The organism is Saccharothrix coeruleofusca, assembly GCF_014648515.1.
In the GTDB taxonomy this organism is placed as follows: Bacteria; Actinomycetota; Actinomycetes; order Mycobacteriales; family Pseudonocardiaceae; genus Actinosynnema; species Actinosynnema coeruleofuscum.
Genome location: NZ_BMRG01000010.1, coordinates 200,753 through 224,471, shown reverse-complemented (window position 1 = coordinate 224,471; position 23,719 = coordinate 200,753). Strand labels below are relative to the sequence as shown.

Annotated in this window: 17 protein-coding genes; 4 read left to right on the top strand and 13 right to left on the bottom strand. The window is 72.9% G+C overall.

What is annotated here, in order from left to right:
• The 8 genes from IEZ00_RS23680 to IEZ00_RS23640 all read right to left on the bottom strand — a co-directional run.
• A partial coding sequence (locus tag IEZ00_RS23680) for an inositol-3-phosphate synthase (protein WP_229796025.1) occupies window positions 1-798 on the bottom strand: 798 nt, incomplete at its 3' end.
• A gap of 59 nt (window positions 799-857) precedes the next feature.
• Window positions 858-6,401 carry a ThuA domain-containing protein gene (locus IEZ00_RS37015; RefSeq protein ID WP_229796033.1) on the bottom strand — a complete coding sequence of 1,848 codons (5,544 nt, stop codon included), beginning with the start codon at window positions 6,399-6,401 and terminating at the stop codon, window positions 858-860.
• A 211-nt stretch (window positions 6,402-6,612) separates the two neighbouring features.
• On the bottom strand, window positions 6,613-7,758 hold the full coding sequence (locus tag IEZ00_RS23665) for a Gfo/Idh/MocA family protein (RefSeq protein WP_189225503.1): 1,146 nt from the start codon (window positions 7,756-7,758) through the stop codon (window positions 6,613-6,615).
• A 46-nt stretch (window positions 7,759-7,804) separates the two neighbouring features.
• A complete protein-coding gene (locus IEZ00_RS23660) occupies window positions 7,805-8,851 on the bottom strand; it encodes a substrate-binding domain-containing protein (RefSeq protein ID WP_189225502.1) in 1,047 nt (348 codons plus the stop codon).
• Window positions 8,852-8,906: 55 nt separating this feature from the next.
• On the bottom strand, window positions 8,907-9,938 hold the full coding sequence (locus tag IEZ00_RS23655) for an ABC transporter permease (protein WP_189225501.1): 1,032 nt from the start codon (window positions 9,936-9,938) through the stop codon (window positions 8,907-8,909).
• Entirely contained in the window at window positions 9,938-11,455 is a 1,518-nt protein-coding gene (locus IEZ00_RS23650; protein WP_189225532.1) for a sugar ABC transporter ATP-binding protein, read from the bottom strand. The genes IEZ00_RS23655 and IEZ00_RS23650 overlap by 1 nt, the downstream gene beginning before the upstream one ends.
• A gap of 17 nt (window positions 11,456-11,472) precedes the next feature.
• Window positions 11,473-12,666 (bottom strand): ROK family transcriptional regulator, encoded by a 1,194-nt coding sequence (locus IEZ00_RS23645; RefSeq protein WP_189225500.1) that lies wholly within the window; start codon window positions 12,664-12,666, stop codon window positions 11,473-11,475.
• A 201-nt stretch (window positions 12,667-12,867) separates the two neighbouring features.
• Window positions 12,868-14,055 (bottom strand): ROK family transcriptional regulator, encoded by a 1,188-nt coding sequence (locus IEZ00_RS23640; RefSeq protein ID WP_189225499.1) that lies wholly within the window; start codon window positions 14,053-14,055, stop codon window positions 12,868-12,870.
• Window positions 14,056-14,411: 356 nt separating this feature from the next.
• Between IEZ00_RS23640 and IEZ00_RS23635 the strand changes: the two genes are divergently transcribed.
• Window positions 14,412-15,602: an MFS transporter gene (locus IEZ00_RS23635; RefSeq protein ID WP_189225498.1), complete on the top strand. Its 1,191-nt coding sequence runs from the start codon at window positions 14,412-14,414 to the stop codon at window positions 15,600-15,602.
• A 55-nt stretch (window positions 15,603-15,657) separates the two neighbouring features.
• Here IEZ00_RS23635 and IEZ00_RS23630 read toward each other — a convergent pair whose 3' ends face one another.
• The 4 genes from IEZ00_RS23630 to IEZ00_RS23615 form a co-directional block, all read right to left on the bottom strand.
• Window positions 15,658-16,509 carry a serine hydrolase gene (locus IEZ00_RS23630; RefSeq protein ID WP_209616963.1) on the bottom strand — a complete coding sequence of 284 codons (852 nt, stop codon included), beginning with the start codon at window positions 16,507-16,509 and terminating at the stop codon, window positions 15,658-15,660.
• 274 nt (window positions 16,510-16,783) lie between these two features.
• The gene (locus tag IEZ00_RS23625) at window positions 16,784-18,355 is read right to left on the bottom strand and encodes a spherulation-specific family 4 protein (protein WP_189225497.1); all 1,572 of its coding nucleotides are present in this window, start codon (window positions 18,353-18,355) and stop codon (window positions 16,784-16,786) included.
• A gap of 90 nt (window positions 18,356-18,445) precedes the next feature.
• Window positions 18,446-19,093, bottom strand: coding sequence for a LuxR C-terminal-related transcriptional regulator (locus IEZ00_RS23620; protein WP_189225530.1), 648 nt, complete (start codon window positions 19,091-19,093; stop codon window positions 18,446-18,448).
• Window positions 19,093-20,358: a sensor histidine kinase gene (locus IEZ00_RS23615; protein ID WP_229796024.1), complete on the bottom strand. Its 1,266-nt coding sequence runs from the start codon at window positions 20,356-20,358 to the stop codon at window positions 19,093-19,095. Before IEZ00_RS23615 ends, IEZ00_RS23620 begins: the two co-directional genes overlap by 1 nt.
• Window positions 20,359-20,491: 133 nt before the next feature.
• On the opposite strand from IEZ00_RS23615, the gene IEZ00_RS23610 reads away from it, so the two are divergent.
• On the top strand, window positions 20,492-21,127 hold the full coding sequence (locus IEZ00_RS23610; RefSeq protein WP_189225496.1) for a hypothetical protein: 636 nt from the start codon (window positions 20,492-20,494) through the stop codon (window positions 21,125-21,127).
• A 101-nt stretch (window positions 21,128-21,228) separates the two neighbouring features.
• Entirely contained in the window at window positions 21,229-22,188 is a 960-nt protein-coding gene (locus IEZ00_RS23605; RefSeq protein WP_209624045.1) for a glutathione S-transferase family protein, read from the top strand.
• A 450-nt stretch (window positions 22,189-22,638) separates the two neighbouring features.
• On the opposite strand, the gene IEZ00_RS23600 is transcribed toward IEZ00_RS23605, so the two are convergent.
• Window positions 22,639-22,836 carry a hypothetical protein gene (locus IEZ00_RS23600; protein WP_189225494.1) on the bottom strand — a complete coding sequence of 66 codons (198 nt, stop codon included), beginning with the start codon at window positions 22,834-22,836 and terminating at the stop codon, window positions 22,639-22,641.
• Window positions 22,837-23,420: 584 nt separating this feature from the next.
• Between IEZ00_RS23600 and IEZ00_RS37010 the strand changes: the two genes are divergently transcribed.
• Window positions 23,421-23,719, top strand: a 299-nt coding sequence (locus IEZ00_RS37010) for a beta-1,3-glucanase family protein (RefSeq protein ID WP_229796023.1), incomplete at its 3' end; no start/stop codon positions are given.

Below are 23,719 nucleotides of genomic sequence, written 5' to 3'. Positions count from 1 at the left end.
CAGCCCGGACGCCTTGGTCCGCAGCTTGCTCGCCGCGTGCGCCGGGTCCTCCAGCGTCGAGCCGTCGCCGCCGCCGAGCAGGTTGGTGCCCGACCAGGACAGCACGCGCAGGGCGCGGGCGGTGAACATCGGCGCGAGCACCGTGCGCACCAGGGTTTCCCCGGTCTTGCCGTCCCGCCCCGCGTAGGGCACGCCCACCTGGTGCGCCAACCGGTCCAGCGCGGGCAGCGCGGCACCGGTCGACGGCGTGAAGTCCACGAAGGAGCAACCGGCCCGCATCGCCGCGTACGCGGTCAGCGAGCTGGGCGGCAGGACCGCCTCCCCTGCGGCCAGCGCCCGTTCCAGCGCCGCCAGGTCCTCGTGCTCGGGGCGCGGTGGCTCCGGCGGTTCGGTGGAGGCGACGTTGACCACGACCACGCGGGCCAGGCAGTGCCTGGCGCGGAACGACTCCAGATCCGCCACCAGGCGGGCCGCGGCCTCGCCCTGCGGTCCGGTCGGCGCGTCCCGGATCTCCGCCTCGACCTCGGCCAGCCCGCCGTCGATCGGGCCCAGCAGGTCCGACGGGACCACGCCCGCCTTGGCCAGCTGCTCGGCGCGCTTGGCCAGCGGGGTGCAGACCACGTCGTGCCCGCCGACCACCAGCGAGTCCCACGGCGGCAGGTCGGCCTCCAGCAGCTCGGTCACGCAGCCCGTGGGCGGCACCAGGCCCGCGCGCAGCCCCAGCAGCCCGCACACGGCGGTGGTGGCCACCGATCCGCGAGCGCCCGCCAACCACAGCCCGGTTCGTTCGTCAGCCATCGACATCCCTCCCTGGCGGTCCCGCCGCCGGGGGCACGCGCCCCCGGCGGCGGGGTTGTTCAGCGTCGGTTCGTGCCGTCCCCCGGTCCTCGCAGGGACTCCAGCACCACCCCGCCGTCGCGGGCGAGCACCGCCCGCACGGCCGCGTCCGGCACCGACCGGGCGTCGCCCGCCAGTTCCAGGAAGCGCTCCAGCTCCTTCGCGGCCCTCTCGTCCCGGCCCGCGGCCTCGGCCGAGCGGACCTTGGTCAGCTGCTTGCTCAGGTCCGCGTGCGCCTTGGCGGACAACCGGTTCGTGGCGCGGAACCGGTCGAGCAGCTGCGCGATGTCGCGCAACGAGGTGGTGGTGGCGAAGGCCAGGTCCGCCCTGGTCTCGTTGCCCGCCCCGTCCTTCACCGACACCGCCAGCGAGTGCAGGCCCAGCGGCAGGGCGTGCAGGGCGATCAGCGAGCCGGACGCCACGGCCTGGCCGTCCAGCGTGCTGGTCACCGAGGCGATGCCGGAGGTGGCGTCACCGGTCTGCCACGACACCACCAGGTCGGTCGCGTCGCCGTAGACCCGGCCGTTGGCCACGCCCGAGACCAGCAGCGTGGGCGCGGTGGCGTCGATGTCGAGCGTGGCGGCCTTGTCGACCTCCACGTTGCCCGCCACGTCCACCGCGCGGTGCAGCAGCGTGTGCGAGCCGTCGCCGGAGATTTCCACCGGCCCGGTGTACGCCTTCCAGGCGCCGCCGTCGAGGCTGTACTCCGTGCGCGCCACGCCGGAGGTCGGGTCGGTCGCCGACAGCACCACGGACACCTTGCCCCGGTGCCAGCCGGTGTCGCCGGGAGCGGCGAACGAGGCCGTGCTCAGCGGCGCGGTCGCGTCCACCCTGAGCTGCGTGGACTTGACCTGCTCCACGTTGCCCGCGGTGTCGGTCGAGCGGTACTCCACCGTGTGCACACCGTCCCCGGAGACCAGGACGGCCTCCGCGTAGCGGGTCCACTCGCCGCCGTCGACCCGGTACTCGGTGCTCGCCACACCGCTGTCGTCGGTGGCCGCCAGGGTCACCGCGACCGGCGCGGCGGTGTACCAGCCGCTGTCCCCCGGCGGGGCGGCGGTGGCGGTGGTGACCGGCGCGGTCGCGTCGATCTCCTTGATCCGCACGTTGCGGAACCACACGTCGTCGCCGTCGCCGTGGTTCTGCAGGCCGATGTAGCCCTGCGTCAGGTCGCGCGCCGGGTCGGTGCTGGTGAAGTCGTTGATCAGCACCCCGTTGAGCAGCACCTGGATGCGCTGGCCGGTCACCACCAGCTCGTAGGCGTTCCACTGCCCCGGCGGCTTGAGCGCCGCGTCCCGCGCGGCCAGGTCGGCCGACTTGAAGGAGTAGACCGAGCCGGTGGTGCGCTCCGGCGCGTCGGTGGGGTCGATCTGGATCTCGTAGCCGTTGTTCACGGCCACCCACGGGTCGTCGCCGGGGTCGGGGAACCCGATGAAGACACCGGAGTTGTCGTCACCGGCCATCCGCCAGTCCAGCTTGAGGCTGTAGGAGTTGAACTCCTCCTCGAACCAGAGCAGGCCCATGCCGCCGGTGGACAGCACGTCGCAGCCGCTCTCGACGAACCGCCCCGGCCCGGCCTGCTTCCAGCCCTCGGTGCCCGAGTCGTCGAGCAGGCTGCGGTAGCCCTCCTCCACGGTGGTGCCGCACCCGGTGCCGATCGGCTTGTAGTTCTGGTACTTCACCGTGTCCACGTCGTAGAGCGCGCCGCCGGTGCCGCCCTTGAACACCAGGTACAGGTCCCGCACGCCGCGTTCGGTGACCGCCTTGGGCGCCAGGTCCAGGTAGGTGTCCCAGTTCCCGGTCACCGGCACGGTCAGCGGCTCGTGCACCAGCGGGCCGTCCGGGGAGTCGGCGTGCGCCTCAAGGGTGCCGCCGATGCCGCCGGAGGAGACGCGGTAGCCGATCGCGCCGACCCGCGAGAGGTCGACGTCCTCGTACGACACCCAGTCGCCGTCGTGGATCTCGCCGACCCTCTTGCCGCCCTGGGCGGTTTCCCGGTCGTAGACCATGACGCCCTGCTGGCCGCTGAGGTTCTCGGCGGGCACGTCCACCCCGGCGACCGCGCCCGGTCCGGCGAAGGTGATCGTGTCCACGTCGAACAGCGCGCCCGAACCACCGCGGAACACGAAGTACAGCGCGTGCGCGCCACCGGGGTCGGTGACGCCGTGCGGGGCGATGTCGGCGTACGAGCGCCAGCCGCCGGTGTTGCCGACCGCGGTGGTCTGCAGCAGCGGACCGGTCGGCGAGTCGGCGCGCACCTCGATCGTGCCGCCCGCGCTGTCGGAGGCGACGCGGTAGCCGATGCCGCTGATCCCCGCGAGGTCGACGCCGTTGAAGGCGATCCAGTCGCCGTCGTGGATGTCGCCGACCTGCCGGCCGTCCTGCGCCGGGCCGTCGTCGAACAGGTTCACGCCCTGCTGGGAGTCGAACGACTCGGCGGGCTTGGGCTGCACGGGCTGCCAGCCGCCGGGACCGCTGCCGGTGCGGAACCGGATCGCGTCCACGTCGAACAGGCTGCCCGAGCCCCGGAACACCAGGAACAGCCGGTGCGTGCCGCCGGGATCGGTGATCGGCGCGGGGGCGATGTCGACGTAGTTGTCCCAGCCGCCGGTGGCGGGCACCGCGACCTGCTGCACCAGCGCGCCGTCGGGCGAGTCCACGCGCACCTCGATGACGCCGCCGCTGCCGCCGGAGGAGACGCGGTAGCCGATCGCGTCGACACCGGCCAGGTTCACCGGGTCGAAGGCGATCCAGTCGCCGTCGTCGATGTGGCCCACGCGCTTGTCGCCCTCGGCCTCGCCTGCCTCGACGACCTGCACGCCCTGCATGGTGGTGAAGAACTCGGCCTGCTTGTCCTTCGGCTGCAGGATCACCTCATCCGACCCGGTCAGCGCCGGGGCGCCCGGTGCGCCGGTGTCGGTGTAGGAGGCGTTGATGACGCCGAAGATGTTGGCGTCCATGCCGTGCCCGCCGTCGGACGGGGTGGCGATGACGCCCTCGCAGCCGGTGGCCCGGCTCAGCGGGTGGCCGTGGCTGTCGTGGCCGAGGATGTACTCCACGGTCACCTTCGAGCAGTCGACCTGCCCGTCCTCGGGGTCGGTCACGGTGACCGAGAACGGCACCTGGTCGCCGAAGCTGAACACCTTGCCGTCGGCGGGCGCGTTGAGCGTGACCACCGGGGCGGTGTTGCCCACGCTGATCACCACGCTGGCCGAGCCGACCAGGCCGGTCGGGTCGGTCACCGACAGCTTGGCGGAGAACTGGCCCAGCTCGGTGTAGGTGTGCGAGACCGGCCCGGCGGTGGTCGAGTCGACCGTGCCGTCGCCGTCGAAGTCCCACGCGTAGGTCAGCGCGTCGCCGTCCTCGTCCGCGGTGCCGCTCGGGTCGAAGTCGACCGTCAGCGGCGCCGGGCCGGAGGTCTTGTCTGCGGTCAGCTTCGCCACCGGGGTGTGGTGGCCGCGGGTGTAGTCGATGCGGTACACCGCCGAGTCCGGGGCGCCGCCGAAGTAGCCGCTGCCGTAGTCGAGCACGTACAGCGAGCCGTCCGGGCCGAACTCCAGGTTCATCGGGCGGGTCAGCGTCATCGAGTCGAAGAACGGGGTGATCGCGCCGCGCTCGCCGTCGGGGCCGACGTCGATGGTCTTGATCCAGCCCCGGTCCCACTCGTAGGCGAAGTTCTTGCCGTCGAAGTGCTCCGGGAACTTGGTGACCACGTCCAGCTCCGGGTCGAACCGGTAGGTCGGGCCGCCCATCGGGGACTCGCCGCCGCCGCCGAACTCCGGCACCGAAGCGCCGTCGTAGGGGATCCAGGCGGGCTGCACCGGCGGCAGGTCGACCAGGCCGGTGTTGTGCGGGCTGGTGTTCTTCGGCGCGGCGCAGTCGAACTTCTCACCGGAGGTGCCGGTGGCGAAGTCGTAGTCGACGTAGGGGACGTTGTCGCCCACGCAGTACGGCCAGCCGTAGTTGCCGGGCTGCTTGACCAGGTTGAACTCCACGCTGCCGCCGGGGCCGCGCGCCGGGTTGGCCGAGCCCGCGTCGGGGCCGTAGTCGCCCAGGTAGATCCAGCCGGTCTCCTTGTCCACGGAGAACCGGAAGGGGTTGCGGAAGCCCATGGCGTAGATCTCGGGCCGGGTCTTCTCGGTGCCGGGGGCGAACAGGTTGCCGTCCGGGATGGTGTAGCCGCCGTCCTCGCCGACCTTGATCCGCAGCACCTTGCCGCGCAGGTCGTTGGTGTTGGCCGAGGAGCGCTGCGCGTCGAACGCCGGGTTGCGGGTGGCGCGCTCGTCGATGGGGGTGTAGCCGTCCGAGGCGAACGGGTTGGTGTCGTCGCCGGTAGACAGGTACAGGTTGCCCTGCGCGTCGAAGTCGATCTCGCCGCCCGCGTGGCAGCACAGCCCGCGGTCGGCCGGGACCTGGAGGATCTTCTGCTCGCTGGCGTTGTCCACGGTGCCCGCCTCGGTCAGCTTGAACCGGGAGAGCTGGTTGTGGCCGCGGAAGCGCGCGAAGTCCGCCTCGGTGCCGTTCTCCGGCGCGTCACCGGCCGGGGTGTCCAGCGGCGGCGCGTAGTAGAGGTAGATCCAGCGGTTGTTGGCGAAGTCCGGGTCGATGGCGACGCCCTGCAGGCCGTCCTCGTCGTGGTTGTAGACCGGGATCCGACCCGCCAGCGTGGTGGTCGCCTCCGGGGTGGTCAGCCAGATCCGGCCGTCGCGGGAGGTGTGCAGGACGCGGCGGTCGGGCAGCACGGCCAGCGCGATCGGCTCGCCGGTCTTCTCCTCGCCCTGCGCCAGGGTCACCTGGTCGAAGTCGGCGTCGGTCGGCGGGCTGTCCGGGTCGGGCTCGCAGTCCGCGGCGGTCGCGCCCATGGCGTACTTCAGGCCGCCGAGCAGGTGGGACCGGAACTGCGGGTCGGCGTAGGACTCCTTGGTGTGGCCCATGCCGGTGTACCAGGAGCGGCCCTGGCCGGGGGTGTGGCACCAGGAGATCGGGTGGTCGCCGGAGGGGTCGGTGGGCGCGTAGCTCTGCTCGTCCAGCGAAGCCAGCACGTGCACCCTGCTGCGCGGGTTGCTGCGGTAGCTGTACCACTCGTCGGTGCGCGTCCACACCTCGGGCAGTCCCGCCGTGGCGGGGTGGTCGTGGTCCTCGACGTGGACGTCGGCTTCCTGGATGGCCGGGTGGGACTTGAAGTAGGAGCCCACCAGCTCGCCGTACCAGGGCCAGCTGTACTCGGTGTCGGCCGCGGCGTGCACGCCCGCGTAACCGCCGCCGCCGTTGATGTACCGCTCGAAAGCGCCCTGCTGCGCGTCGTCGAGCACGTCACCGGTGGTGGACAGCCACACCACGGCGTCGTAGCGGGCCAGGTTCTCGTCGGTGAACGCGCCCGCGTCCTCGGTCGCCTCCACGGTGAACCCGTTGGCCGCGCCCAGCTCGGTGATCGCGGCGATGCCCGCCGGGATCGAGTCGTGGCGGAAGCCCGCGGTCTTGGAGAAGACGAGGACGTGCTCGCCGTCGGGGTGGGCCGCCGCCGGGGTCACGCCCAGGGCAGCCGAGCCCAGGGCCGTGGTCAGCGCCAGCGCGGCGACGGCCGCGCGGCTCGCGGCGGAGCGGGGTGTCGGTGGGATGTCGGGGCTGCTTCTCTTTCCTCGCACGGGGTGTTCTCTCCTCGTTCTCACGCTCACGACGACGGGAACCGCGGACGGGTGGGCGTCCTCCTCTCCGCACGGCGATGCCGCCCCCGGCCCGCGCGCCGGGGTGGCGTTGCCGCCTGATCCGGGCTGGTCAGCCCCCGACGGGGGTCCAGGTGGCGCTGTGCGCGGCGCTGTCCTCCACCGCGGCCAGCACGCGCTGCACGCGCAGGCCGTCGGCGAAGCTGGGCGCCGGGTCGGTGCCGGTGCCGATGGCGGTCAGCAGGTCGGCGACCTCGTGGGTGAAGGTGTGCTCGTAGCCCAGCAGGTGCCCCGGCGGCCACCACGCGCCCACGTAGGGGTGGTCGGGCTCGGTGGCCAGGATTCGCCGGAACCCGGCCTCCGCGCCGGGCGCGTCGCCGTCGAAGAACGACAGCTCGTTCATCGACTCGAAGTCGAAGGCCAGGCTGCCGCGCGAGCCGTTGACCTCCAACCGCATCGCGTTCTTGCGGCCCAGCGCGTAGCGGGTGGCCTCGAAGGTGCCGACCGCGCCGCCCGCGAAGCGGGCCAGGAACAGCGCGGCGTCGTCCACGGTGACCTGCCCGGTGCCCTCGCCGTCGGGACGTTCCCGCACGAAGGTCTCCGACAGCGCCGAGACCCCGGTGATGAGGTCGCCGACCACCCACTGCGCGGCGTCGACGATGTGCGCGCCCAGGTCGCCCAGCGCGCCGGAGCCCGCTTTCTCCTTGCGCAGCCGCCAGGTCATCGGCGCCGCGGGGTCGGACAGCCAGTCCTGCAGGTAGACCGCGCGGACGTGGCGGACCTCGCCGATCCTGCCGTCCTCGACGAGCTTGCGGGCCAGCGCGAGGGCGGGCACCCGGCGGTAGTTGAACGCCACCATCGAGCGCACGCCCCGCGCCGCGGCCCGCTCGGCCGCCGCCGCCATGGCCTCCGCCTCGGCCACGGTGTTGGCCAGCGGCTTCTCGCACAGCACGTGCTTGCCCGCGGTCAGCGCCGCGATGGCGATCTCGGCGTGGGTGTCACCGGGGGTGCACACGTCCACCAGCCCCACGTCGTCCCGCTCCACCAGGGTTCGCCAGTCGGTCTCCACGCCCGCCCAGCCGTACTTGGCCGCGGCCTCCTTGGCCCGCGACTCGTCCCGGCCGCACAGCGCCGCCAGCCGCGGCGTCAGCGGCACCTCGAAGAACCGGTGCACGTTGCGCCACGCCTGGGAGTGGACCGCGCCCATGAAGGCGTGGCCCACCATCCCGACCCCGATCTCCCCGTTGCTCTCGCTCATCGCGTCGCCTTCCGTCCTGTGCCGTCTAACCGCAATGCCGCCTCGCTCACGAGTCGAAGCCGACGTCCATGTACTGGTCGACGTTGTCCTTGGTGACCACGGCGGAGTAGGTGGTGATCAGCGCGGGGATCTCGTGCTCGGCCAGGTCGCCGATGCCCTTGGCCTGGCCGAGCAGCCGGGCCAGCGCGATGGCCGACGAGGCCATGGAGGGGCTGTAGAGCACGGTCGCCTTGACCACGCTGCTGTCCGCCTTGATGCGGTCCATCATGTTCTTGGAGCCCGCGCCGCCGACCATGATGAACTCGCTGCGGTTGGCGTTCTCGATCGCCGCCAGCACGCCGATGCCCTGGTCGTCGTCGTGGTTCCACAGCGCGTCGATCCGGCTCGCGCCCTGGAGCAGGTTCGAGGTCTGCTGCTCGCCGGACTCGGAGGTGAACTGCGCCGAGACGCGGGGGCCGACGCTGAAGCCGCTGCGCGCCAGCGCGTCCTTGAAGCCCTGGCTGCGCTCCTGGGTCAGCGGCAGCGCGTCGATGCCCGCGACCTCGGCGATGACCGGGTTGGCGATGTTCTTGGCCTTCATCTGCTCGGCGATGTAGTTGCCCGCGTTGACGCCCATGCGGTAGTTGTCGCCGCCGATCCAGGTCCGGTAGGCCAGCGGGGTGTCGAAGATCCGGTCGACGTTGATCACCGGGATGCCCGCGTCCATGGCCTGCCTGCCGACCTCGGTCAGCGCCTTGCCGTCGAAGGGCAGCACCACCAGCACGTCGACCTTGTCGTTGATCAGCGTCTCGACCTGGGCGATCTGCTGGTTGACGTCGTTGGTGCCCTCGGTGGCCTTGAGGGTCACGTCGGAGAACTGCTCGGCCTGGGCGCGCGCGTTCTTGGTCATCGCGGCCATCCAGCCGTGGTCGGCGGCGGGTGCGGAGAAGCCGATGGTGACCTGCTTGCCCGGCTGGGTGTTCGCGCCCGAGGCCCCGGCCAGCGCGGCGCCGGTGCTCTGCGGGGTCTCGTTGGAGGTGCAGCCCGCGAGCAGCGCGGTGGCGCCCACGGCGGTGGTGCCCCAGAGGAACCTGCGGCGGTCGAGTGAGGACATGGCGGACTCCAGCGGTGTCGGTGGACGGCGGTGGGGGCTGGGACTGCTGGTGCGGTCAGGTCTTGAGCACGCGGCGCCTGCGCGCGGTGATCCCCTGGAGCAGCACCGCGGCGATGATGATCACGCCCTTGGCGATGTTCTGGATGTCGGTGTCGAGGTTGTTCTGGGTGAAGATGCTGTTGAGCACGGTGAAGATCAGGACGCCGATGAGCGTGCCGATCAGGGTGCCCCGGCCGCCGCTGAGCAGCGTGCCGCCGATGACCACCGCGGCGATGGCGTCCAGCTCGTAGAACAGGCCGTTGGTGGAGGCGCCGGAAGTGGTCCTGGCGACCACCATCAGCGCGGCGATGCCGCAGCACAGGCCCGCGATGCCGTAGACCAGCGCGGTGTGCCGCTTGACGTTGATGCCCGCCAGCCGGGCGGCCTCGGCGTTGCCGCCGACGGCGAAGGTGCGGCGGCCGAACGTGGTGCGGTTGAGCACCACCCAGCCGATGGCGAAGACCAGGGCCAGCATCCAGATCAGCACCGGGACGCCGAGGAACGCGCCGCGGAAGAACGTGGTGAACCCGGTCTCGGTGACCACCTGGGTGCGCCTGCCGGACAGCCGCTCGGCCAGGCCGCGCGCCGAGGCGTACATGGCCAGGGTGGCGATGAACGGCACGATCTTGCCGTAGGAGATCAGCAGCCCGTTGACCAGGCCGCAGCCCAGGCCGACCAGCAGCGCGCACAGCACCATCACCGCGGGTCCGTAGGACTGGGTGGCCACCGTGGTCATCCACACGCTCGACAGCGCCACGATGGAGCCCACCGACAGGTCGATGCCGCCGCTGATGATCACGAACGTCATGCCGACGCTGACCACGCCGATGGCCGCGGCCAGGCGCAACATGGTGGAGATGTTGGCCTCGGTGAGGAAGCTGTCGGGTCGGGTGGCGTAGCCGACCGCGCACAGCACCAGCAGCACGCCGAGCAGACCGGCCAGCCGCACGTCGAAGCTCAGCCCACCGGACCACTTGCGCTCCCCCGGCGAGGGCGGGGCCTTCCCGACCCCCTGCTGCGCGGTCAGTTCCCGTTGGGGCGCAACCATCAGACAGCCTCCTCGGTGACGTCCGCGATCTCGCTCACGGCGCTGCCCTCCATCACGATGTCCAGCACGGCGGCCTCGGTCAGCTCGGCGGCGGGCCGCTGCGCGGCCACCTCCCCCTCGCGCAGCACCAGCACCCGGTCGGCCAGGCCGAGCACCTCCGGCACCTCGCTGGAGACCAGCACCACGGCCACGCCCTCGGCGGCCAGCTCGTGGATCAGCCGGTACAGCTCGGCGCGCGCCCCCACGTCCACGCCGCGGGTCGGCTCGTCCAGCAGCAGCACCCGGCAGCCGCGCACCAGCCAGCGCGCCACCACCGCCTTCTGCTGGTTGCCGCCGGAGAACGTGCCGACCAGCCTGCGCGGGTCGGCCGGGCGCAGGTCCAGCCGCTCCAGGGTGGCGCGCGAGTCGCGCAGCTCGCGGGCGCGGTCGGTGAAGCCCGCCCGGCTGTAGGCGGGCAGGCTGGCCAGGGTCACGTTGTGCGCCACCGGCAGCTCCAGCAGCAGGCCCTGGCTCTTGCGCTCCTCCGGGGCCAGCCCGATGCCCGCGCGCACCGCGTCGGCGACGCTGCCCGGCCGCAGCGCGCGGCCGTCGACGGTGACGCTGCCCGCGTCCGGCTTGCGCGCGCCGAAGACGGTCTCCAGCACCTCGCTGCGGCCGGAGCCGACCAGCCCGGCGATGCCGAAGATCTCCCCGGCGTGCACGGTGAAGCTGACGTCGCGGAACTCGCCGTGGCGGGTGAGCCCCCGCACCACCAGCACCTCGCGCCGCTCGTCCGCGGTGGATGCCTGCCTGACCGGGAAGACGGCCTCGACCTTGCGGCCGGACATCAGGTCCACCAGCTCGTTGGTCGGGGTGTCGGCGGGCAACCCGGAGGCGACCGTGCGGCCGTCCTTGAGCACGGTGACCCGGCTGCCGATCCGGCGGATCTCCTCCAGCCGGTGGGAGATGTAGACCACGGCCACGCCCGCGGCGGTCAGCTCGCCGACGATGCGGAACAGGTTGTCCACCTCGTCGGAGGCCAGCGCCGCGGTCGGCTCGTCCATCACGATCAGCCGGGCGTCGTGGACCAGCGCGCGGGCCATGCTGACCAGCTGCTGCCCGGCCGCGGACAGCAGGCCCACCTCGCGGTCGGGCCGGATCTCCGGGTGGCCGAGCCTGCGCATCAGCCCCACCGCGCGCTGCCGCATGGCGCCGCGCCTGCTGAAGCCGAAGCGCGCCCGCTCGTGGCCGAGGAAGATGTTCTCCGCCACCGAGATCCCCGGCACCAGGTCCAGCTCCTGGTACATGGTGGCCACGCCCAGCCGCAGCGCGGCGACCGGCGAGGACAGCACCGCGGGCGCGCCGCGCCAGGTGATCGTGCCCGCGTCCGGCTGGTGGGCGCCCGCGAGCACCTTGATCAGCGTCGACTTGCCCGCGCCGTTCTGGCCGAGCAGGCAGTGCACCTCGCCCTCGCGGACCTCCAGGTCCACCCCGTCCAGCGCCCGCACGCCGGGGAAGGTCTTGACGATGCCGGACATCGTCAGCAGCGGTTCGCTCACGCGGGGGCCTCCTCGTGGTCGTGGTGGTCCGGACCGGATCTGGCCGGGTCGTCGAACGCGCGCTCCAGCGCGAGCAGCGCGCCGCCCGCCCCCGCCGCGCTCGCGCCCAGCGCCGAGGCGCGCACCGAGGGCACCGCCGCGGCGGCCACCGGCCCCGCCGCGACCTCCGCCCGCACCGGTTCGACCAGCCACTCCGCCAGCGCGGCGAAGTAGCCGCCGAGCACCACGGCGGTGGGGTTGAGCAGGGTCGCCAGGATCGCCACGCCGGTGCCCAGCGCCGCGCCGATCCGGTGCAGGCCGTCCAGCGCGCGCCAGTCCCCGGCCGAGGCCCTGGCCCGCACCACGGCCAGGCTCTCGGCGGCGTCCAGCGCGGGGTCCAGCAGCGGGTCGCCGGGCGCGGCCACGGCGTGCAGCAGCGCGTCGAAGCCGACGCAGGCCTCCCAGCAGCCGCGCCTGCCGCACGCGCAGTAGGGGCCCAGCGGTTCCAGCGCCATGTGCCCGACCTCGCCCGCGTAGCCCGACGCGCCGCGCACCAGGACGCCGTCGGCGACCACGCCCGCGCCCACGCCGTGGTCGCCGACCAGGCACAGCAGGTCGGGCACCGGGTCGGCGCGGTGCTCGGCGAGCGCGGCCAGGTTGGCGTCGTTGCCCAGCGCGAGCAGTTCCAGCGGCAGGCCGGTGCGCGCGGCCACGGTGTCCAGCAGCGCCACCTCCCGCCAGCGCAGCCGGGGCGCCAGCCGGACCACGCCGTGCTCGGTGTCGATCAGGCCGGGCGCGACCACGGTGATCCCGCAGACCCACCCGCCCGCCGCGCGCACGTCCGCGCTCAGCTCGGCGATCACCCACCCGATCCGGTCGGCGACCTCCTCGACCCGCAGCGCGGCGGGCTCGCACACCGCCTGCCTGCTCAGCCGGGTGCCGCCGTCGAGGTCCACGGCGGTGGCCACGACCCTGGTGAGGCGGACTTCGACGCCGATGCCGAACGCGGTGCGGGGCAGCAGCTCGACGCGGCCCGCGACGCGCACCAGGCCCCGCCGGGCCAGTTCCACGACCAGGGTTGAGACGGTGGCCTTGGGCAGTCCGGTCAGGACGGCCAGCCGCGCCCTGGAGGCGGGGCCGTGCTCGCGGAGGGTGCGGGCGAGCAGGGCGAGGGTGTCCCGCCTGCCCGGCGAACCGACCGATCGCGGCACGTGCGCCTCCGCTCCATCGAGGGGCGTTCCCGTGCTCCAGCTCACACTCCCGGCTGAAGCCGAGCGCAATCCTGTGGGCAAAAGGTCAAACTTGGCAAGACTTTTGCTTAAACTTGTCGAAAGTAGGCTCCGAACGGACGAAACATGGGCGCAACGGGGTAGCCGCGGGTGCCCCTGTCGGGGATGACGGCGCGGGCGCGCTCAGGCGATGTCGAAGGCCCGATCGGTGGCCGACCAGGCCGCGCCGATGACGCCGGACAGCTCGCCCAGCTCGGACAGCACGATGGGCAGGTTGCCGGTGGCCAGCGGCAGCGACCGCCTGTAGACCGCGCTGCGCACCTCGGCCAGCAGGGAGTGGCCCAGCCGGGACACGCCGCCGCCGATGACCACCATGCCGGGGTTGAGGAAGCTGACCAGGGAGGCGACCACCTGCCCCAGCCTGCGCCCGCCCTCGCGGATCAGGTTGGCCGCGGCGAAGTCGCCCGAGGAGGCGGCCACGCCGACGTCCTCGGCGGTCAGCGAGCCCTTCTCGGCCAGGGTGGCGGCCAGCATCGGCGAGCGCCCGCTGCGGGCCAGCGTCAGCGCGTCGCGGGCCAGCGCCGCGCCGCCGAAGTACGCCTCCAGGCAGCCCAGCTCGCCGCACGCGCAGGCGGGCCCGAAGTCGTCCAGCCGGATGTGCCCGATGTCGCCCGCGGTGCCCGCGGCGCCCCGGTAGACCCGCCCCCCGACGACGATCCCGCAGCCGATGCCGGTGCCCACCTTGACCAGTATCAAGTCGTCCAGCGAGCGCGCCACGCCCGAGTGGCGCTCCCCCAGCGCCATCACGTTGACGTCGTTGTCCACGGTGACCGGGCAGCCCCAGCGGCCCGCCAGGTCGTCGCGCACCGGGTAGCGGTCCCAGCCGGGCATGATCGGCGGCGCGACCGGCATCCCGTCGCGGAAGCTGACCGGCCCCGGCAGCCCGATGCCCGCGCCGATCAGCCGGCCGGGCGCCTTCTCCAGCACCCGCTCGGCCAGGTCCGCGACCCGCCGCAGCACCTCGACCGGGCCCAGCCGCACCGCGCAGTCCTCGCTCTGGCTGGCCAGCACCTCGCACCGGCCGTCGGTGACCGCGACCGTGATCGAGGTGACGCCCACGTCCACCCCGATCACCCGCAGGTCGTCGGCGAGGTGCACCAGGGTGGAGCGCCTGCCGCCCCGACTGGCGGCCGGACCGCCCACCGCGACCAGCCCCTCGTCGACCAGCCTGGCGATCTCGGCGGTCAGCTTGGCGCGCGGCAGGTCCAGCCGCTCGCCCAGGGCGACCCTGGACGTGGCGCCCTCGTCGCGCAGCAACCGCAGCAGGTCGGTCCGCGTGCGCGGACCACGTCCTCCACCAGGTGCCGCCATCGCCCGCCTCCTTCACCGCCCGCCTCCATTCAACACCCCCGCCCACCCCGCGAGTCGGACTCCCGGCACCCCGAGTTCGCCGTTCGGAAACCCCGGAGCCGACGCCCGACGCGCGGCCCTCGACGCACGGACGGCCCCGTCAAGCGCACGTTCGGCCGAACCGGTGAGCACGAACGGTGATCGGTCCGTCCACAGTGGCCACCCGGCGGAGCCCTCCGGTCCACAAAGGATCAGCACCGGGTGTGAGCACAGTCATGCGCCACGGGCGACCACCACCGATAAAATAGTTTGGCTAGCTAACCGAGTCAGTCTCGGTCACTGTCGACACGGGGCACGGAGTCGACAGGAGCACCCCCATGACCGCGACCGCCACCGCCGCACCCGCCACCCGCCGGGGCAACCCCGCCGCCATGGCCGCGCTCGCGCTGGGCGGTTTCGGCATCGGCACCACCGAGTTCGCCACCATGGGCCTGCTGCCCCAGGTCGCCGACACCTTCGGCATCTCCATCCCCACCGCGGGCCACGCGATCAGCCTCTACGCGCTGGGCGTGGTGGTCGGCGCCCCGCTGATCACCGTGCTGGCCGCGAAGCTGCCGCGCAAGGGGTTGCTGATCGCGCTGACCCTGGCGCTGGCGGCGGGCAACGGGCTGTCCGCCGTGGCGCCGAGCACGGGGCTGCTGATGACCAGCCGGTTCCTGGCCGGGCTGCCGCACGGCGCGTTCTTCGGCATCGCCGCCGTGGTGGCCGCCGCACTGGTGCCGCCGGAGCGGCGGGGCACCGCGGTGGCCCGGATCATGGTCGGGCTGACCGTGGCCAACCTGGTCGGCGTGCCGGTCGCGACCGTGGCCGGGCAGCAGATCGGCTGGCGCGCGGCCTACCTGGCGGTGGCCGTCATCGAGGTCGCCACGGCGCTGGCGGTGGCCAGGTGGCTGCCCAGGACGCCCGCCCCGCGCGACGCGGGCGTGGCCGCCGAACTGCGCGCGTTCCGCCGTCCGCAGGTGTGGTTCGCCCTGCTCACCGGCATGGTCGGGTTCGGGGGCATGTTCGCCGTCTACTCCTACATCTCCCCGATCACCACCGAGGTCGCCGGGCTGCCCGGCGGGGCCGTGCCGTGGGTGCTGGCGGTGTTCGGGCTGGGCATGACGATCGGCGCGACGGTCGGCGGCCGGTTCGTGGACCGGTCGGTGATGGGCACCGTGTTCGGCTCGCTGATCGCGGTGACCGCCGTGCTGGTGCTGCTCGGGCTGACCGCCACCGCGCCCGCCGCCGCGTTCGGCTCGGTGTTCCTGCTCGGCCTGACCTCCCAGGTGCTGGCGTCGGCGCTGCAGGTGCGGCTGATGGACGCCTCCCCGGACGCGCCGTCGCTGGCCTCCTCGTCCAACCACTCGGCGCTCAACATCGCCAACGGCGCGGGGGCCTGGCTGGGCGGCCTGGCCATCGCGGCGGACTGGGGCTACACCGCCACCGCGTGGGTCGGCGTGGCGCTGAGCCTGGCGGGCCTGGCCCTGGTGGCGCTGTCGGTGGCCGTCGAGCGGCGCACGGCCTGATCCGCATCGCGCCGGTGGGTACGCGGTGCCGCACCCACCGGCGCCGGAGCACGGGTCAGCCGAAGTAGCCGCCGAACATGATCCTGCTGGTCTCGGTCGTGGTCCGCACGCCGACCTCGTAACCGTTCTCGACGACCTGGGTGTTGTCCATGATGGCCAGGGTGTACCGCTCGTCGGGGCCGACGAAGCCGACCGAGTTGATCAGCCACGAACCGTCGTCGTTGTCGTCGGACCAGCCGTTCTTGTTGCCCGGCCGGGCGGTGCTCCCCGCTCCCCAGACCCCCCACTGCTGGTTGGGGTCGACCCCGCGCATCTCGTTGACGATGTAGTCGCGGTGGACGGCGGGCAGTTCCTCCAACACGTAGTTGATCAGCCGGTCGAGGTCGTCGGCCGTGGTGAGGATCCAGCCCCAGTGGTGCGGGTGCTCGTCGGTGAACCGCATGTCGGTCATGCCGTAGGACGGGAAGCGGGAGGCGAACTCGGCTTCTCCGCCGAAGCGGTTCCACAGGGTGTGCGCCGCGTCGTCGTCGCTGGAGTGCAGCATGCGGTGCATCAGGTCGCGGTCCTCGGCCGTGAGCGTGACGGCTCCCGCGTCGCTGCGCAGCAGCAGGTCCACCACCATCGCGAGCTTGGGGGTGGAGCAGGCCCAGATCAGCGTGTCGGAGTCGGAGTTGCGCCAGACCGCGCCCGTGAGGCGGTCCCGCACCACGATCCCCGCGAAGCCGGGGCGGTTCTGGGCGTAGGCGTTCGCCCGGTGGATGCGCGCCAGCAGCGCGGGGTCGAAGCGGTGCTTGGCGTCCTGCTGACCGCTGACGAGCACGGGCGCGGCACCCGCGGGCAGCGCGGGCGCGGCGGTCATGGCCACGAGGACGGCGACCGCGACCGCGCCCTTCCTGAATACCTTCATGGAGTCCGAACGATCCTTTCCCGCGGGACGACGCGCGGTGGGCGCACCCGCCGCGCGAACAGCCCCGTCATCGACAAGACGAATGGGACGTCACGAAGCGCGGGCGGCGCGCCGGTCCGGCGCGGTCGGCCACGGCTTCGATCTCCGCCACGTGCTCCCCCAGAGCTCGGACTGGCAGGCGCTCCACTCTAGTGGCACAGGTCGGTCCTACCGATCACCGGGTGGGACCGACGTCCCCGGCCCCGCTGTCCCGCCTGGTCGTCGCGGCCCGCGGTCAGCGGCCCCCGCGAGCGTGCCGGGGCGCGCTCGGGAACGCCTCCGCGGAGCAGTCGTCGGTGGCGACCACCACCACGGGATCGCTGAAGTCCTCCGCGCCGTCGGAGCCGTTGAACACCACCACCTGACGGCTGCCCACCGCCTCGGCCAGCACGTCGGTGGAGACCCGCCAGGTGAAGGTCGGCCCGGCCACCTCCTGCTCGACCTCGGCGACCGGCTCCCAGGCCCAGCCCGGCCCGGTGTACCGGTAGAGCACGGAACCCTCGACCATGTGGTCCATGCCCTGCGGCTGCCCCGGCGGCAGCGCCCACCCGGTGGCCGGGTCGTCGTCGGAGTCGATGAACACCCGGCGGTGGGTGAAGTCCCTGGTGAAGTCGGCCCGGTACTGCGCGGCGGTCGGGGTGACGCACCCGGCGGGCGCCAGCACCGAGGCGGGCGGCGTGGTGACGGTGACCGGCGCGCTGGGCGTGGAGGCGTTGCCCGCGACGTCGCGGGCCCGGACGCTGAACGTGTAGGCGGTGCCCGGCTGGAGCCCGGTCGCGGTGAACGCGGTGTCGTGCGTGGTGCCGACCGGGACGCCGTCGCGCAGCACCTCGTAGTCGGTCACCGCCACGTTGTCCAGCGAGCCCCGCCAGCGCAGCACCACCTGCACCGGCGAGGCGACCGCCGTGGCCTCGCGCGGCGCGGCGGGCGCGGTCGTGTCCACCACGCCCGCCACCTCGCCCAGCTCGGCGTCCCAGTACCCGGCGATCACGTCCCACGGGTACGGGTCGTGCCCGCGGTCGGTGACGTAGACGTAGCCCGCGCCGTTGGCCTTGCTGCGGGCGACGACCGCCGCCATGTCCTCCCGCGTGGGCACGTCGTAGACCAGGTGCCAGAACTTGTCGTGGTCGGCGTGGGCCAGTTCCCACTCCGGCGGGGTGTGCGCCAGGTAGGACTGGTAGTCGCCCTCGAAGGACAGGATGGTGTCGGCCACGCCCTCGTAGCACTGCTCGGTCGGGTGGCCGGGGTTGAGGGCGATGTGCGCGTGCGGGTGAGTGCTCCTGATCCGGGCGCTGATCGCGGCGTAGCGGGCCACGTGCTCGCCCTCCGCGCCGCAGGTCGCGATGGTCTGGTCGAGGAACACGCCGTCGACGCCGTAGCCGCCGTAGAGGGCGTACCAGTCGTCGATGTCCCGCTCGATCTGGGCGGTCCACGCCTCGGGCGAGGTCTCCCCGTCGCGGGTGCGGTGCGCGCCCTGGCCGAACTCCACGCCCAGGTAGCCGGTGTCGACGTAGACCAGGACCTTGATCCCCGCGTTGTGCATCGCCTCGATCGCGTCCGCCCACGCTCGGGAGAACGGCGCCTCGGGCATGCTGCGGCTGCCGTTGACCACCACGATGCCCGTGGTGGGCCGGTTCTGGGCCAGACGGCGGAACCCGGTCAGCCCGTCGGGCGTGGTCGGGCTCCAGTAGGCGGGAACGGCGGTCTTCTGGTGCGGTGGCGCGGCGCTGGCGGGTGCGGGCGCCAGCGCGGCGACCGTCGTGACGACAACCCCGGCGCGGCCCACGGCGGTTCTCAGGCGCGTCATGACGATCAGTCTTGGCCGGCCCCCGGACCAGGGCAATCCTGCGAAGGCAGGTCCGGGGTGGGCCGGCTGGCGGCCGGTTTCGGCAACGATTCAGCCGCCGCGGCCGCGCAGGTAGGCCAGCACGGCCCGCACCCGCCGGTGGTCGGCGCTGTCGACGTGCAGGTCCAGCTTGGTGAAGATGCCGCCGATGTGCTTGGACACGGTGACCTCGGAGATCACCAGGTCCGCGGCGATGGCCGCGTTGGACCGGCCCTGCGCCATCAGCCCCAGCACCTCCAGCTCGCGGGCGCTGAGCAGGCGCAGCGGGTCGCGGCGGTGGGACAGCAGGCGGCGCACCACGTCCTGGTCGACGACCGTGCCGCCGCCAGCCACCTCGGTCAGCTTGGCCAGGAAGTCCGCGCCGTCGGCCACGCGGTCCTTGAGCAGGTAGCCGGTGCCCGCGCCACCGGTCTCCAGCAGCTCGGCCAGCGACGGGGTGTCCACGTGCTGGCTGAGCACCAGCACCGGCAGCGCGGGCAGCTCCGCGCGCAGCGCGATGGCCGCGCGCAGGCCCTCGTCGCGGAACGCGGGCGGCATCCGGACGTCGGTCACCACCACGTCGGGCACCTCGGCGCGGACGGCGGCCACCAGCTCCTCGGCGGTGCCCACCGCGGCGGAGACCCGGTGGCCGAACCGGGTGATCAGGCCGACCAGGCTCTCCCGCAGCAACCCGGAGTCCTCCGCCAGCACCACGCGCATCACCGCCCACCCGCCCCACCGGGCTCGCACGGGATCTCCACCCGCACGACCGTAGGCCCTCCGGGCGGGCTGGACAGCAGCGCCCGGCCGCCCACCGCCGTCACCCGGTCGGCCAGCCCGCGCAGCCCGCTGCCCCGCTCCGGGTCCGCCCCACCCGGTCCCCGATCACCCACCTCGACCACCAGCAGGTCCCCCGCCACCCGGCCGCGCACCCACGCCTGGTCGGCACCGGAGTGCTTGACCACGTTCGTCAGCGCCTCGCTGACCGCGAAGTAGGCCGTGCTCTCCACCGCGGCGGGCAGCCTGCCCACGCCGTGAATGCGCACGTCCACCGGCAGCGGGCAGCGGGTGACCAGCTCGGCCACCGCGGTCCGCAGGCCGCGCTCGACCAGGACGTGCGGGTGGATGCCCCGCACCAGCTCCCGCAGCTCGGCCAGGGTGGTGACGGCCTCGGCGTGGGCCCGCGCCAGCGGCTCGGCCGACTCCTCCCCCGCCCGCGCCCGCGCCGCGTCCAGCAGCACGGCCAGCGCCACCAGCCGCTGCTGGACGCCGTCGTGCAGGTCCCGCTCGATGCGCCGCCGCTCCGCGTCGAAGGCGTCGAGCAGCCGCCCGTTCGACCGGATCAGCTCCATGTCCTGGTCCGATCGCGCGGAGGTGCCGGTCAGCAGGGCGCGGGCGGTGCCCGCGTGCAGCGCCGCCACCAGGGTGACCAGGTACAGCCCGACCAGCAGGCCCAGCAGCGCGGGCACGACCAGCGGCAGCGACGCGCGCACCGAGGGCAGTTCCAGGCCCAGGTAGCGCACCGGCCCCGGCGAGAGGCCGCGGACCACCGGTGCGGCCAGCAGCGCCAGTGACAGCGCGGGGATCGCGGCGGCGACGAAGTCCAGCACCCACAGACCGGTGGCGAACAGCGCGGTGTAGGCGAACTCGCGCCACGTGGCGCTCTCGCCGCCCCTGGCGCGCACCCACCGCCTGCCGCGCACCGCGCCCAACGACCGGTGCGGGCTGGGCGGTGGCGGCCCGCCCAGCAGCGCCAGCCTGCGCCGCTCCACCGCGCCGACCGCGAGCCCGCTGAACCCGACCGCGACCAGCACCGGCAGGCCGATGAGCACCGGTGTGAACGCCGTGCCCAGCGCGATCAGCGCGAACAGCGCCACCAGGGTGGGCAGGCCCAGCAGCGCGCCGGTGGCCGCGTAGGCCCAAGCCCGCCACGGGATCGCCGAGCCGAGCAGCCGCACCGGGTTCCGCATCACCGCGATGTCCACGTCCCCGCAGCGTACGAGGAAACCGCACGGGCGCAGCACAGCTGGCTATACCCGTGAACGGGTCTCCGCTGTGATCCGCCGGGCGAGCGGAGCCGCTGCACTGGTCGCCACAGCCGATTTCGGAGGAGCGGTGATGGCGGAACCCACGAGCACCAGCGCGCCCGATGACCGCCGGGGACCGGGGAAGCGCCCGTCGAGCAGGCGGATGAGACCGGGAACGCGCAAGGTGTGGCTGCTGCTGCACGTCGCGATCTCGGTCGGCTGGTTCGGCGGCGCGTACGCGATGCTGGTCATGGGCGTCGCGGCCACGACCAGCGCGGGCGAGCCGCTGCGGCCCGCCGCCTACGAGCTGATGCACCTCAGCGACAGGGTGATCATGATCCCCGGCAGCCTGGGCGCCCTGGTGACCGGCCTGGTGCTGGCGCTGCGCACCAAGTGGCGGGTGCTGCACCACTGGTGGGTGGTGCTGAAGCTGGTGCTCACCGTGGGCGGGATGGCGTTCGCCTACGCCTGCGTCGCGCACAACGTCAGGACCGCGCTCGCGGCGACCGAGCACGACCCGGCCGCCGACATCGGAGCGCTGCCCGCGAACGTGGTCTCCGGGTCGGCGGTCATGCTGGTCGTGCTGTTCGTGATCACGCTGCTGTCGGTGCTCAAGCCGTGGGGCCGCACCAGGTGGGGACGCGCTGCCGCGCGGGACGCGGCCCGCCGGGGCGCGGTCGCGCCAATCGGCCGCGCGGGCGCGCAAGAGCTAGGCTCGACCCCGTGAGCAGCACCCCGGAAACCGCGCAGACCAGCGAGAACCCCGAACACGGCGAAGGCGGCAAGTACTCGGTCAAGGGCAAGGAGTACACCCGCGACACCCGCTACATCACCACGCGCGTGACCGCCGACGGCCGTGACGGGTTCCCGGTCGAGCCCGGCCGGTACCGGCTGGTCGCCGCCCGCGCCTGCCCCTGGGCCAACCGCTCGATCATCGTCCGCAGGCTGCTGGGGCTGGAGGACGCGATCTCCCTCGGCCTGCCCGGCCCGACGCACGACGCGCGGTCGTGGACCTTCGACCTCGACCCCGGCGGGCGCGACCCGGTGCTGGGCATCGAGCGGCTCCAGGAGGCGTACTTCAAGCGCGACCCGGACTACCCGCGCGGCATCACCGTGCCCGCGATCGTGGACACCACGACCGGCGCGGTGGTGACCAACGACTTCGCGCAGATCACCCTGGACCTGTCCACCGAGTGGCGGCGGTTCCACCGCGAGGGCGCGCCCGACCTGCTGCCCGAGGCGCACCGCGAGGAGATCGAGGAGGTCAACCAGCGGGTGTTCACCGAGGTGAACAACGGCGTGTACCGGTGCGGCTTCGCGGGCAGCCAGCGGGCCTACGACGAGGCGTACGCGCGCCTGTGGACCGCGCTGGACTGGTTGGAGGAGCGGCTCAGCGGCAGGCGCTACCTGGTCGGCGACACCATCACCGAGGCCGACGTGCGGCTGTTCACCACGCTGGTGCGCTTCGACCCGGTCTACCACGGGCACTTCAAGTGCAACCGCAATAAACTCGACCAGATGCCCGCCCTGTGGGGCTACGCGCGGGACCTGTTCCAGACGCCGGGGTTCGGCGACACGGTGGACTTCTGGCAGATCAAGCAGCACTACTACGTCGTGCACGAGGACATCAACCCCAGCGGGATCGTGCCGCTGGGACCGGACCTGTCCGGTTGGGTCACCCCGCACGGGCGCGAGGCGCTGGGCGGGCGGCCGTTCGGCGACGGCACCCCGCCCGGCCCGGTGCGCGAGGCCGAACGGGTCGACCCCACCCACACCCCCCTGCCCTGACCACGTCGGCAAGTACTACCCGTGCGCCTCGATCGAGCGCACAACTACCACCCGTGCGAACGGATGTCGTGGACGGGCAGTGGTCAACGGCCCGCCGCGGCGGCTCGGGTAGTACTTGCAGACGTGGCCAGAGGGCGGGTTTGGCGTAGTCCAAGGGGAGAGATCGTCCGCGCCGCAGCTCTCGCGGCGGATGGTGAACGCCCCCAGCGGGAGGTCGGTCGCGGTGGCCCCCAACGGGTTGTAGAAGGTGCCGGGGTTGCGCGAGTACCGCTCGATCCTGCCGCCCCAGCGGGCCGACCGGTCGCCGTCGGCGTCCCGCTCGGCCCGCCAGAAGTCCAGCAGGTGTCAGTCGACGGCTGGTAGATCGTCACCGAGGCGTCGGTGCCCTTGGACACCAGCATGTCCGGTGGGGTGGTAGATCGGCGTGGAGCACTCATCGGTGTTGACCGCTCAGGTCCCGTAGTTGTTCTCCTTGTCCAGCTTGATGTTGTCGACGATCTCCGCCGAACGCGGGTCCAGCGGCACGTGGGCGGGCAGCTTGGTGTTCCACGGCCCGCCGCGGGAGAAGCCGTTGGTCGGCCGCGCCTGCTCCGCGGTGGTCGGCGCGGTGACCGCGATCCCCAGCACCAGGACCGGGAGCGATGACACGACTCGTGGAATCCCGCGCACGGCGCATCGCCTCTTCACGTCGTGGGCGGCCACGTGGTGCGGAGGAGCGCCGCGCGCGGCGGACACGGGCGGTCCGGGATTCCGATCCGCACGGCCGCGATTGTCCCGAACCGCCGCACACGCCTGTGTGCGTTTGCAAGTACTGTCGAAATTCGCGAAGGTTAATCCGAGAGGCGCGAGCGCGCGACTTGAACGACGAACTCAGAGGTCGCGCACGTTCGACCCGTGGGGCGACAGGGCGTGACTCGCACGACACCGCCTAGTCCACTGTGGAGTCAGCGGTGCTGTGACGTGCTGCGACACCAGGGATAACACTTTTTCCGGAGAAATCCGCCGAGTCGCAGATCAGAGCGGGCGAGGAAATGCGACAACCCCTACGCCACGGCCTCCGGCCTTGACATCGCGCAGCGGAACCACAACGCTACGGGAGCGCTCTCACGGGATGTGGCGCCCTTTCCCGCCCGTCCCACGCCCCGGCGGCCCCCTGAACCGCCGGTGGGCGGAGACCGATATGCCCTGCACAAAAGAGGAGTTCTCGCTCGATGCGCACCAGAACTAAATGGGTGAGCGCACTGGTCGTGGGCGCGGCCGTCGCCGCCGGAACCCTGATCATCAAGCCCGTGCTGGCCAGCGGACCGGACCTGCTCCCGCTCACCGTGACCAACAACAGCGGCCGTTCCGAGGCCGTGCACCTCTACGTCCTGGGCACCGACATCCGCCCCGGCGGCAAGCTCGGGTACGTCAACCAGTCCGGCACCTTCACCGCGTGGTCGCCGGGCGCGAACCCGCCGGTGGCCGCGCCGGACGTGTCCATCGCCGGGCCCGCCAACGGCAGCAGCGTCACCCTGAAGGTCCCCCGGTT

Coding starts and splice junctions, on each gene's coding strand:
- IEZ00_RS23665 (WP_189225503.1), bottom strand. CDS start 7,758: ATGAGCGAGAGCAACGGGGAGATCGGGGTCGGGATGGTGGGCCACGCC.
- IEZ00_RS23660 (WP_189225502.1), bottom strand. CDS start 8,851: ATGTCCTCACTCGACCGCCGCAGGTTCCTCTGGGGCACCACCGCCGTG.
- IEZ00_RS23655 (WP_189225501.1), bottom strand. CDS start 9,938: ATGGTTGCGCCCCAACGGGAACTGACCGCGCAGCAGGGGGTCGGGAAG.
- IEZ00_RS23650 (WP_189225532.1), bottom strand. CDS start 11,455: ATGTCCGGCATCGTCAAGACCTTCCCCGGCGTGCGGGCGCTGGACGGG.
- IEZ00_RS23640 (WP_189225499.1), bottom strand. CDS start 14,055: ATGGCGGCACCTGGTGGAGGACGTGGTCCGCGCACGCGGACCGACCTG.
- IEZ00_RS23635 (WP_189225498.1), top strand. CDS start 14,412: ATGACCGCGACCGCCACCGCCGCACCCGCCACCCGCCGGGGCAACCCC.
- IEZ00_RS23630 (WP_209616963.1), bottom strand. CDS start 16,509: ATGAAGGTATTCAGGAAGGGCGCGGTCGCGGTCGCCGTCCTCGTGGCC.
- IEZ00_RS23625 (WP_189225497.1), bottom strand. CDS start 18,355: ATGACGCGCCTGAGAACCGCCGTGGGCCGCGCCGGGGTTGTCGTCACG.
- IEZ00_RS23620 (WP_189225530.1), bottom strand. CDS start 19,093: ATGCGCGTGGTGCTGGCGGAGGACTCCGGGTTGCTGCGGGAGAGCCTG.
- IEZ00_RS23610 (WP_189225496.1), top strand. CDS start 20,492: ATGGCGGAACCCACGAGCACCAGCGCGCCCGATGACCGCCGGGGACCG.